The 12,229-nt window shown below is 38.8% G+C and carries 11 protein-coding genes; 6 read left to right on the top strand and 5 right to left on the bottom strand.

The features are described from left to right. The 3 genes from IM496_RS12215 to IM496_RS12225 all read left to right on the top strand — a co-directional run. The coding region (locus IM496_RS12215) for a Uma2 family endonuclease (protein WP_287662047.1) at positions 1-648 on the top strand (648 nt) is incomplete at its 5' end. 61 nt (positions 649-709) lie between these two features. Then, positions 710-1,750, top strand: coding sequence for an NAD-dependent epimerase/dehydratase family protein (locus IM496_RS12220; protein ID WP_287662048.1), 1,041 nt, complete (start codon positions 710-712; stop codon positions 1,748-1,750). A gap of 10 nt (positions 1,751-1,760) precedes the next feature. Continuing rightward, positions 1,761-2,966, top strand: coding sequence for a class I SAM-dependent methyltransferase (locus IM496_RS12225; protein WP_287662049.1), 1,206 nt, complete (start codon positions 1,761-1,763; stop codon positions 2,964-2,966). A 41-nt stretch (positions 2,967-3,007) separates the two neighbouring features. On the opposite strand, the gene IM496_RS12230 is transcribed toward IM496_RS12225, so the two are convergent. Genes IM496_RS12230 through IM496_RS12250 form a run of 5 tightly spaced genes read right to left on the bottom strand, consistent with a single transcriptional unit; the run spans position 3,008 to position 7,983 of the window. Then, on the bottom strand, positions 3,008-4,105 hold the full coding sequence (locus IM496_RS12230; protein ID WP_185240370.1) for an N-acetylneuraminate synthase family protein: 1,098 nt from the start codon (positions 4,103-4,105) through the stop codon (positions 3,008-3,010). 49 nt (positions 4,106-4,154) lie between these two features. After that, positions 4,155-4,808, bottom strand: a complete 654-nt coding sequence (locus IM496_RS12235) for an HAD family hydrolase (RefSeq protein ID WP_287662050.1) — start codon at positions 4,806-4,808, stop codon at positions 4,155-4,157. Positions 4,809-4,815: 7 nt separating this feature from the next. Further along, entirely contained in the window at positions 4,816-5,559 is a 744-nt protein-coding gene (locus IM496_RS12240) for a class I SAM-dependent methyltransferase (protein WP_287662051.1), read from the bottom strand. Positions 5,560-5,590: 31 nt separating this feature from the next. Further along, complete coding sequence (locus IM496_RS12245; RefSeq protein ID WP_149989816.1) at positions 5,591-6,772, bottom strand: FkbM family methyltransferase; 1,182 nt, start codon at positions 6,770-6,772, stop codon at positions 5,591-5,593. 26 nt (positions 6,773-6,798) lie between these two features. Then, entirely contained in the window at positions 6,799-7,983 is a 1,185-nt protein-coding gene (locus IM496_RS12250; RefSeq protein ID WP_287662052.1) for an FkbM family methyltransferase, read from the bottom strand. A 216-nt stretch (positions 7,984-8,199) separates the two neighbouring features. On the opposite strand from IM496_RS12250, the gene IM496_RS12255 reads away from it, so the two are divergent. The 3 genes from IM496_RS12255 to IM496_RS12265 all read left to right on the top strand — a co-directional run bounded on the left by IM496_RS12255 (position 8,200) and on the right by IM496_RS12265 (position 11,431). After that, complete coding sequence (locus IM496_RS12255; protein WP_287662053.1) at positions 8,200-10,011, top strand: thiamine pyrophosphate-binding protein; 1,812 nt, start codon at positions 8,200-8,202, stop codon at positions 10,009-10,011. Positions 10,012-10,076: 65 nt separating this feature from the next. Continuing rightward, positions 10,077-10,502 (top strand): GtrA family protein, encoded by a 426-nt coding sequence (locus IM496_RS12260; RefSeq protein ID WP_287662054.1) that lies wholly within the window; start codon positions 10,077-10,079, stop codon positions 10,500-10,502. Then, complete coding sequence (locus IM496_RS12265; RefSeq protein WP_287662055.1) at positions 10,499-11,431, top strand: glycosyltransferase family 2 protein; 933 nt, start codon at positions 10,499-10,501, stop codon at positions 11,429-11,431. Before IM496_RS12260 ends, IM496_RS12265 begins: the two co-directional genes overlap by 4 nt. The last annotated feature ends 798 nt before the right edge of the window (positions 11,432-12,229 follow it).

Raw genomic sequence — 12,229 nt, forward strand, 5'->3', positions numbered from 1 at the left:
AACTTGCAACCCCTATTAGCAGCAGCTTTACGGGAATCCCTAGAATTAGCAGGACTAATTCTAGAATCGATGCTAATTGCCTCTAATTTTGGCTTGTGTGCTACCGTTAAAACTCAAACTGTTGTCAAAGCACCTGATTGGGTTTATATTCCCTCAGTAAAACCGATTGCTAGTGGAGAAATTCGGCGCGGTTATACTCCCCATCTTGAAGGAGAAATTCCTACCATCGTCCTAGAGTTTATCTCGGAAACCGAAGGGGGTGAATATTCCATCAACCCTCACTATCCCTATGGAAAATGGTATTTTTACGAGCAAATCTTACAAGTACCTGTCTATGGAATATTTCAGCCAAAAACCGGAAAATTAGAAATTTATCGATTGAATCAAGGAAGATATGAACAACAAAAACCTAATGAAAACAATCGTTATTGGATAGCAGAGATTAACTTATTTTTTGGAGTCTGGCAGGGAAAAAAAGCGGAAGTGACAGCCTATTGGTTACGTTGGTGGGATAAGTCGGGCAATCTGTTATTATGGGGGAGTGAACGAGTCGCACAAACTGAATATCAACTCGAACAGGAGCGAATGTTACGGCAAAAATTAGCTGAAAAATTAAGAGAATTAGGCGTTGAACCAGAAACCTTGTAGGAGACTTGTCAAATGCTGATAAAATCATGGAAAGAATCTTGGTAATGATTCGGGGCTGAAGATGCAACCTAACCTAACAAATGACTTAAATCACATTCTTGCCCACACTAAAGACCTGTGGGAAGAATTGCGTGGACGGCGGATATTTATTACCGGAGGTACAGGCTTTTTTGGCTGCTGGCTTTTAGAGAGTTTTATTTGGGCTAATGATCAGCTAGACTTAAAAGCATCGGCAGTGGTTTTAACCAGAAATCCTGATAGTTTCAGGCAAAAAGCTCCTCATTTAGCCAATCATCCCGCTATTCAATTCCATAGCGGTGATGTTAGGTCATTTGAGTTTCCTGAAGGGGAGTTTTCTTATATCATTCATGGTGCCACTGAAGCGAGTGCCAAGCTCAATCAAGAAGATCCCTTGCTAATGTTTGATACGATTATTGAGGGAACAAGGCATACTTTAGAATTTGCTAAATTTTGTCAGGCTAAAAAGTTCTTATTAACCAGTTCCGGTGCCGTTTATGGCAAACAACCCCCAGAAATAACCCATATTTCTGAAGACTATTTAGGCTCTCCTGATTTAACTAATCCGGGTTATGCTTATGCAGAAGGAAAACGGGCAGCAGAAATGCTCTGTACTCTTTATGCTAAACAACAGGGATTAGAAACTAAAATTGCTCGTTGCTTTGCCTTTGTCGGTCCCTATTTGCCCTTGGATGTCCATTTTGCTATTGGTAATTTCATTCGAGATGGTATGACGGGGGGGCCAATTCTCATCCAGGGGGATGGTACTCCTTATCGTTCTTACCTCTACGCGGCGGATTTGGCGATTTGGCTGTGGACAATTTTGTTTAAGGGAAAATCATGCTACCCTTACAATGTCGGTTCAGATGAGGATTTAACTATCGCTGAATTAGCAAAAGTTGTTGCCAGTACATTTGCATCAAAAGTCGAGTTAATTATAGCTAAAGAACCTATCCCCGGTAAACCTGCTGAACGTTACGTTCCTTCAGTAAAACGAGCGTTTTCTGAGTTACAACTCAAACCCCTAATTTCCTTAAGGGAATCAATTATCCGAACGGCTAGTTATAATTCATCGAAATTTTAGGATTTACACCATGAATCAGAAAAAATCACTGCGGAATTGTCCAATTTGTCAAGAAGAAAATGGGGAGATTCTTCACACACAAAATTTTGTTTTACCTGAAGGTCATCCCCTCTCAAATGGATATGATATACTATGTTGTGATCGCTGTGGTTTCGTCTATGCTGATACAACAGTAAGTCAGAAAGATTATGATGTTTTTTACGCCAAATTATCCAAATACGAGGACAAAAAAACCGCTACGGGAGGAGGGGAGTCTCCCTATGATGCCGCACGACTTCAAAAAACGGCTGAATGTATTGCTGAATTTTTACCAGATAAGAGCGTTCGCATTTTAGATATTGGCTGTGCCAATGGTGGTTTATTAGGCTATCTTAAAAAACTAGGATATAACAATTTATGTGGTTTAGATCCATCTCCTGCTTGTGTTGAGAATACAAAACAGCTTTACGGAATAGAAGCTTATGCTGGTTCTATTTTTACGCCTCCTCAAGATTTAGGAGATTTTGATCTTGTCATTCTTTCTCATGTGTTAGAGCATATACAGGATCTGAAATTTTCTGTAAAATTAATAGAACAATTAATCAAAGTCGGGGGATATCTATATGTAGAAGTTCCCAATGCTTCGGGATATGTTGATCATGTTTTTGCACCTTTTCAAGATTTTAATACTGAACATATTAATCATTTTTATCATCCCCATTTATCAAATTTATTAATTCAATTTGGATTGACCAATAAATTAATCGGCGAAAAAGTCTTTGAGGTTTCTCCAGGGATGTCTTATCCAGCCATTTATAGCTTTTGGCAGAAGCAAGAGTCTAATTCATCGGAATTGGTAATTTATCCTGATAAAATGCTCAAAGAAAGAATACTGCTTTATATTGAAAGCTCCAAAAAAACTATGACTGATATTGATCTTAAATTACAGTCAGTGTTAGAGGATGCTGCCGATGTGATTGTTTGGGGAACGGGACAATTAGCCATGAAACTACTGGCCGAAACTTCACTGGCAAAAGCCAATATAGTTGCTTTTGTTGATGGAAATCCCATTAATCAAGGTAGTGTTATTTCAGGGATTACGGTGCTATCACCCCATCAAATTCAATTGAGCGAGATGAGACAGCCGATTATTGTAACCTCAATTTTATCTCAAGAAGCTATTTACAATGCTATCCAAAAAATGCAGCTGCCTAACCCAGTTATTTTATTGAGATGAGCAAAGGCGAACTTAACAATTAGTTCACCTTTTTCTCAAAATTAAAGACCCCGTTGATAGATAATCTTTCTGAGACTATCGTTAGTTGAATAAGGGCTATCAATGGAGTCGATCATAATGGGTTCATCCTTGTTGCAAGCTCTAGTTAATATTTCTCCTGACATTAACTCCCGGCAAGAAATCTGTCCTTTCTGGAGGGGAACCGCTAAATATAAATCTTCATTGAGGCGGTCATGGTTGAGAATGTAACCTTCTGGCAAATCTCTTTTAGCATAAACCCCTCGAACCAGCGCATCAAGATACTTAATTTCTCTTTCAGGGGGCATTCTTTTTTGAGTACCCGGCGCGCCACACATTTCCTTAGCTTTTTGAAAAGCTTTAAACCAAATATCGACTTGTTCGGGTAAGGAACAATAAGGAGAGACAGGGACTCCATCCATCTCAATATCGATATGCCTTTCAAAAGTTCTCGCCCCCTTAGCGTAGGCTATCAGCATTGAGGATGTCCAATCAGTATATTCATGGGTTGAAAAACCAATGACATGATTGGGGTAGCGATTTTTTAAATAATCAATTTGATTCATCTCTAGCTCAGAATCTTCGGAGGGGTAGAGAGAAACACAATGGTTAATAGCCAAAGGAACATTACGATTTTCAAAGAAGATGACTAAATCATCTATATCCTTGAGGGAAGAACCTCCCGTTGACACAATTACCGGTTTGCGAGTTTCGGCGATTTTCTCAATTAAAAACCAGTCGTTGAGATCTGAACTAGCGATTTTAATGATGGGGATGCCCAGTTCAACACAAAGATTAACAGACTTTTCATCAAAAGGAGTCGCCATCGGAATACATCCACCTTGACGTACTGCTTTCACTAGAGTTGCGTAATCATCTTCTGTCATTTTTGTATCGAGAGTTTTTTTGATATAGCGAATATCAGTCCTGTCCCGAAAATCTCGATGAATGAAATTGTCCACATCTCTGAATTGAAGCTTGATCGATGCTCTGACATTATTAAACCTAACAATTCTAGAGAAGTCAGTGATGATTTTTAATCCTCTCTCTAAACTCCCCCAATGATTATTAGCAAGTTCTAAAACAAAGAGTTCGTCAAAAATATCGCGGTTAATAGACATTGGATAATCCTCCTTAAAATTAGACTCTATTATTCCCTTGCATGAAAAGCTAATGCTTGATTAGACCTATCAATTCGGGAAAACTATAAATTTTACATAACTGCTCGGAAGTTTCAGATTCGTGTACTTTTCCATAGCCATAGGTAGCAGCAATGAAACTAAGTCCACAGGATTTGGCTGCCTGAGCATCATCACGAGAATCTCCAACCAAGATAGCAGATTGTTGATTGATTTGATACTTTGTCAAGATATGTTGACAAATTGCCGATTTAGAGGAATAGGGATGAGTTCTCGTATCTGGAGATATAACATCGGCAAAAAAATGCAGCATCTGGAGATGATCTAAAATCTTAAAGGTTGGGTGGCTAGGCTTGTTAGTAACAATAAACATTGTAATATTCAAGTCGGCCAATTGGCAAAGAGTTTCTACAACCCCTTCATAGATATCCGTTTTTTCCCAACCTTCACTATCGTAGCTTTTGCGAAACTCCCGGGTTAAATCATCAATCAGATCTGGATCAGCATTGCCGATCATCTGCTTGAACATTTCGGCCACAGGGGGGCCAATTAAGCTTGTAGAAATCCGATCTAGAGCAAAGTCTGGAAGTACAGATGACAACGCCTTTGTTAGAGAATATTTAATTCCCCTCGACGAATTAATGAGTGTACCATCTAGATCAAAAAATATGTTTTGGATTTTCATATCAGTTTTAAGGTTTATAGGCAATAATCCCAATTCCCTCCCGACCATCATCTTGAGCATCAGGTAAGTAATCGATACGGGAAATGAACCCTTTTCTCTCAACTATAAGACCCATCTGGGTACAGACACGCGCTAATATATCTGGATCTAGAGTATGAAAAAAGTTGGGCAAATTAGGAGCCAGTTCTGCGGGCATAAATTGGGGAAAGTTATCAATTTGTCCCGGCCAAAGCTCGCCCCGATGCTTTCTTTCTTCATAGATAGGTAAAAATGATTTTAAAAATCTATTATAGGGAGTATCGGCAATCAAATAAACTCGACCCCCAGAACAAAGCCAACGAGACATATTACGGACTGATTGCTCAATTTCCGTCCCAGTTAAAAAGTGTAGGACTCTTGAGCAGAGGATGGCTCCCAAACTTTCCTCCTCCAGATTAATCTGATCGGGTAAAGAGCCTTGTAACAATCTAAGACGATTTTTTTGGTGAGAAGGTGTTTTTTGAAGACAAATTTCTAGATGCCGCCGATCTGGATCACAGGCAATCACTTCCGCGCCTGTTGCTAAAGCCGCTAAACTTGCGATCCCGTAAGCTGCTCCGATATCAAGACAAGCTTTGGGAGCCAAGGGAGCAAACTTGACAAAAGCTTCGGTATAAGGATCTATCCAAGCAGTCATAAACCCCATCAAGTTTAGGGTGGGGATGAGCATTTCAGAAACGGGATCAGGCATCTCTACAGAGTTAGACGACATTGAATTGAGTTTCTCCTCAAATTAACGGCAATTAGGCTTCGCTGGTAAAGCGAGAATTGGGAATAGCATAAAAAACTGACTCTAGACCATTCTCACCATGAGGTATAAGAAAATAAGAGTAATCACTGCATATACTATTTACCAATAAGGGAAGTCTCCATAAATGATCCTGTAAATGATAAGTTGAAATAGCCAAGATAGGAGTATATTTCTCGATTATGTTACTTGCTCCCAGAATAGTATCTATTTCTGCACCTTCAATATCCATCTTGATAAATGTTGGTGCTTCATCAGCAATAGTTTCATCAAGGGGAACTACATCTACTTCTAAGTTTCCTTGACTGGAAATTGCCGATCCTTCTGAACCGGCCGCTAAAAATCTCAGTTTTTCTCGTTCTTTACCTGTAGCATTTTGGTAAATTATCACCTTGTCTTGAAGCTGATGATCTAAATTAGAAAGATATGCTTTTAAGTTTTTTACATTAATTGGATCGGGTTCAAAACAAATTATTTTCTCAATTGAATCTCCCTGAAGATCAATAAATGTCTTCAGCGTATCACCATCAAAAGTGCCACAATCTACAAAAACTTCTTTTTTTAAAAGAGGCCTTAGGAAACTCGGGAAATATTGTATTTCCTGAGACGAAAATAAACCATCAGACTCTAGCAAAATTCGCCACTTAATCTGCTTCAAATATTCCCGCTTAGATTCTGTATCTTGCCAAAGATCAAAAGCTGCGATAACATCCCCCGCTTGTTCATAAATTTTGTGAGGTAAGTCAAGATAAAAATGAGGCAAAAATTCTTGTGGATGGCACCAAAAAAAGACGGCACACAGGGCAACATTTTGACACCCTAATTGATGTAATTGCTCCTGAATCAAATTCAGGCTATTCTCTCGATTAAAGACGGTAATAAGGAATAAAGCATTTTGACCATAATTAAGAGCAGCAATTTCAGGGGAAAGAACCTCAACTCCCTCAAGTTTTGTATTCCAGATAGCCGCATTATTATCAGCAAAAGCCACTGGTTCTATGCCAATCTTCCGTAAACCTTTAAGACACTTTCTTCCTAAGTTGCCAGAGCCAAATAAAACAACTTGTCCTTGAGATTTTTCTAACAACCCGCCAAAAACAGAGGTTTCATAATTGATGACGGCATCAATCGGCTTTGCTAGAAGGTTTTTAAGATCAACTAATAAGTCGGAAGTCATAGGCTGTTAAGTATCTAATGTATTGGTTAAGGTTGGGTAAAGCGAGAATTAGGAATAGCATAAAAAATGACATCTTGACCATCGTGCAGATGGGGTTCAAGAAAGAAAGAATAATCTTGGCACATACTCTTGATTAATAAGGGAATTCGCCATAAATGATCCTGTTGGTGATAAACTGAAATTGCCAAAATTGGGGAATGATTCTTGATAATCTCTCTTGCTCCCATAATTGCATCTATTTCCGCCCCCTCAATATCCATTTTAATAAAGGTTGGTGCTTCATTAGCTAGAACTTCATCAAGAGAAATTGCTTCTATTTCTAAAGTTCCTTTGCTGGAAATTGCAGATGCACCCGAACCTGTTGCTGAAAATCTTAGCTTTTCTCGTTGCTTGCCTACTGCATTTTGATAAATAATTATTCTATCTCGAATTGTGCTATCTAAATTAGATAGAGAATGCTGGAGCTTTTCAACATTCTGAGGATCGGGTTCAAAACAAATTACTTTTCCTATAGCACCCGCATTGATAGCCGCTAAAGATTGAACGGTATCCCCATCAAAAGCACCACAATCAATAAACACTTCTTGGTTGATTACAGATAACAAAAAACCAGGGAAATAAGTGATCTCTTTGTAAGCTGACAAGCAGTCAAAATCTAATAATATTCTAGATTTTAGTTGATTAAGATATTGTTCTTTTGAGTAGTCATCTTGTAGAATCATAAAAGCGGCGATGACATCCTCGGCTTGTTCATAAATTTTGTGAGGCAAATCGATGAAATAGTAAGGTAAAAAAAACTGATTATATCGCCAGAAAAGAGCGATAAAAGAAGCGACATTGAGAAAACCTATTTTTTGTAATTGATTTCTAATTGTGATAAAACTGCGGTCTCTTCCTATACTCCAAATAGCCACTAGGAATAAGACATTATCGCCATATTTTTTCATCACAGTTTCAGGAGAAAGAACCTCAACTCCTTCAACCTTTGTATTCCAGATAGCCGCATTATTATCAGCAAAAGCCACTGGTTCTATGCCAACACTCCGCAAACCAGCAAGACACTTTTTGCCTAAGTTGCCAGCACCAAACAACACAATCTGTCCTTGAGATTTTTCGAGCAATTGCTCGAAAAGAGAACTTTCATAATCTTTTATAGAAGCAATTGGTTTTTTAAGTAAATTTTCTAATTCGAGTAATAAAGAAGAAGACATAAGTTACCATCTTAGGGAAATAAAGCTAGTCTCGCCCAATTACTCAGTGTAACAGGGTAAAAAGATTCTAGTGTTTTTTCGTCGGGCAGTTTAAACGGGATTGTTGCTCAGGGTACACCAGATTACTATCCTTGTCAAGGATAATCTATAAAATTGCTAAATAGACTCAATAGATTCATAATAATCATAATCAACTGGATTTATGGCATCAAAACAATGATTAGAGTTGCCGATTATATCGCCCAAACCCTTGTCAATCACGGCGTTCATCATATTTTCTTAGTGACAGGTGGCGGTGCCATGCACCTCAACGATGCCATCGGGCGCTGCCAAGGCTTGAGTTATATTTGTTGTCACCATGAACAAGCCTGTGCCATGGCGGCAGAAGCTTATGCTAGAGTTACTGGCAAGATCGGGTGTATTAATGTCACCACTGGACCAGGGGGTATTAATGCCTTAAATGGAGTTTTTGGTGCTTGGACAGATTCTATTCCTATGCTGATAGTATCGGGACAGGTGAAGCGAGAAACCTGCCTAGCAACCTACAACCTTCCTCAGTTGAGACAACTGGGGGATCAGGAAGCGGATATTGTTAGCATGGTTAAAGGAATTACGAAGTATGCTGTTCTGATTAATGATCCCCAATCGATTCGATTCCATTTAGAAAAAGCTCTACATTTAGCTGTTTCGGGTCGTCCGGGCCCTTGCTGGATTGATGTTCCCATTGACGTACAATCCAGTAGAATTGATGAAAGTCAATTACAAGGTTACGATCCCTCAGAGGATGGAGAACTATGGGATTTACCGTTAATTCAACAACAATGCCGTGAGGTAATTAGTCGGCTGAAAAACTGTCCCAGACCTGTGATTATGGCAGGCAGCGGTGTGCGAATTGGCGGTGCTGTTGAAATTTTTGAGAAAGTTATCCAAAGGTTGGGAATCCCAGTTACTACGGCTTGGACTCATGATATAATCGCCTCTGATAATCCTTTGTATTGTGGTCGTCCTGGTACAATTGGTGATCGCCCTGGCAATTTTACCGTTCAAAATGCAGAAACTGTACTGATTCTTGGGAGCCGTCTAAATATTCGTCAAGTCAGTTACAATTGGCAGTCTTTTGCTCGCTGTGCCTTTAAGATTCAAGTGGATGCTGATCAAGCAGAATTAGACAAACCGACAGTTAAACCTGACCTGCCAATTCATTGTGATGTGAAAGTTTTTCTGGAAGAATTAAACCGCCAATTGGATGAAGATAATTTCGACGCCGAAAGTCATTCTGATTGGTTGGCTTGGTGCCAAGAAAGGGTTAAACGTTATCCGATCTTTTTACCCCAAAAACATCAGTCCCAAGAAAATGCCATTAATCCCTATCATTTGATGAACACCTTATTTAAGTGTTTAGATAAGGATGATGTGATTGTCTGTGGTGATGGGATGGCCTGTGTTGTTACTTTTCAGTCAGCAATTATCCAAAAAGGACAAAAATTGTTTTCTAACTCTGGCAGTGCCTCAATGGGGTACGATTTGCCGGCTGCCGTGGGGGCAGCCATCGCTCAACAAGGCAAACGGGTTATCTGTTTTGCTGGAGATGGTAGTCTTCAGATGAATATCCAAGAACTCCAAACCGTCGTCCACCATCAACTTCCCATCAAAATTTTTGTTCTTAATAATGGTGGTTATCTATCGATTAGAGCAACACAGATTAACTTTTTTGGCAAGCTAGTTGGGGAAAGCTCTCAGAGTGGCGTGTCCTTTCCTGATATTGTTAAAGTTGCTGAAGCTTATGGCATTGCTGCGACAAGAATTAATTCTCCTGATTTTCAGTCTCAACTGATCGAGGTACTTGAGCAACCCGGTCCAGTGGTGTGTGAAATCATGTTAGATACTCAACAGTTATTTGAGCCTAAATTGAGTTCAAGACAACTACCTGATGGCAAAATGGTTTCATCCCCCCTAGAGGATATGGCTCCTTTCTTAGATAGGGAAGAACTCTTGAGCAATTTATTAATTCCACCGGTGGAGAATTAATGATTAGAAAATACTTCCCTCACCAGACAGAATCTTATTATCGATGGACGATTCACTTGTAACTAATGTATATTCTCAAAAAGGCTAAATTGGTTAACCTGATTAAAAAACATAAATTTGCCCGTTTTTTGCTGGTTGGCGCACTAAATACCCTGTTTGGTTATTTTTTATATGGTAGTCTTATACTGATAGGACTAAATTATAAATATGCTGTCTTGCTGGCTACTATTCTGGGGGTTTTATTTAACTTTCAAACCACAGGAAGACTGGTTTTTGGCAGCAAAAACAACAAATTGATGTTTCGTTTTGTCTTAGTTTATGTGGTGACTTTTCTCTTGAATGTGGAGGCCCTGAGAATTGTTGATGCTATTGATATTGGCATCGAGCAAAAAACTAAAATGTTAATCGCTGGTGCTATCTTGGTTCTTCCCATGGCTATCATCTCTTTTGTTTTAATGAAATTATTTGTTTTTAGGGAAAGATCACAATGAAAAAAATTACTGTAATGACCCCTTGTTATAATGAAGAAGGAAATATTGAAGACCTTTACCTGCGAGTTAAAGAAGTCTTTAATCAGTTACCTAACTATGAGTATGAACATCTTTTTATCGATAACGCTTCCCAAGATAAAACTGTAGATGAATTAAAAAAAATTGCTCAAAAAGACCCCAGGATAAAAGTCATCGTTAATGCTAGAAATTTCGGTCCAGTTCGTTCCAGTTACCATGGTATTCTTCAGTGTTACGGAGACGCGGTTATTCCTATTGTAGCAGATCTTCAAGATCCTCCGGAATTAATCCTAGAATTCGTCAAGAAGTGGGAAGAAGGCTATAAAGTTGTTAAAGCGGTTAAAACTCCGGTGAGAGAAGGAGCTTTTTTCTATTTTGCTAGACAAATTTTTTATTCTTTAATGGATAATCTTTCAGATATAAAAATTACTAGAAATTTTACAGGTTTCGGGTTATACGATCAGAAAGTCATCAATGTTCTACGAGAGATTAACGATCCCTATCCCTATTTTAGGGGACTCATTGAAGAGTTGGGTTTTGAAAGTTTCTCTTTTGAGTATCAACAACAACGGCGAAAACGGGGTATAAGTAGTTACAACTTCTATCGATACTATAGCGATGCGATGCTGGGTATTACCAGTCACTCCCAAGTTCCCCTCAGACTGGCCACCATGTTAGGCTTTGCTTTGTCCCTCTTGAGTTTGCTAGTGGCGTTAGGTTATTTAATCGCCAAATTGTTGTTCTGGGATTATTTTCCTTTAGGAACCGCACCAATCATGATCGGACTATTTTTACTCGCTTCTGTGCAACTATTTTTTATCGGTATTATTGGGGAATACATTGGCTTAATGCACATGAGAATTTTAAAAAGGCCCTTAGTTGTCGAACGAGAACGGATTAACTTTGAGTGAAGACTGTATTTGTTATACTAACCTATGATAGAAGAGCAACAAAAACAAATCGAAGCACAGCAGCAAGAGATAGAGAAATTAAAAGAAGAACGACTCACCGTTCGCTCATTTCTCGAACCAAAAATTTGATAAATTGTCTCAAATGCTCTCTAGCAAAAGCATTGAGCATTCTACTTGAATATTTATTAGTACAAAAAGACCATTTTGAGGTTAACGAATTGATTGGGGTTTGAGCGAGCCAATTGGCGATCACAATTTCGGCAATGTTCTACTTACCTTACTCGCTAAAAAGCATACAGGATAAAAGGTATAGTCATTTCAGATAAGTCTGATACAGTCTAGACCGACAAAACCCTTATGAAATCCAGGATTGATATTCTCAATCTTAATTGAAATGATTATAACAGCAACTTTAAAACCCTTCCCCTAAAAAATTAAGCGAACAATAAGTCAGGTTACAAGCTGGTGACATCATCGCCCAACTATGTGATACTAAATCCGTTGAGTATAGGCTACATATCAGGACAGGCAAAAGGCAAAAGAGAGAATAAATAATCAGTTTTTAATAACCAGATTTAGTATGAATTGCTATCTCTGGCTGGCTGCAGTCCTCTCGGTTTACAGTCCACCTCAACCTAATCGGGCTTGTCACTTACCTAGGGTCTGCTGAATAAATCTAAAAACCTTGTTGGATAAGACTTTTAGACTTTTTTTTCCTCAAAAAGTGCCAGCCGTTGCGGGGATCGGGGGGAAAATTCAGGTACTTTTTCCCTGAAAATTAGGTAATTGACTACCTCA

This window comes from Microcystis sp. M049S2 (assembly GCF_020245625.1).
GTDB lineage: Bacteria > Cyanobacteriota > Cyanobacteriia > Cyanobacteriales > Microcystaceae > Microcystis > Microcystis ichthyoblabe_A.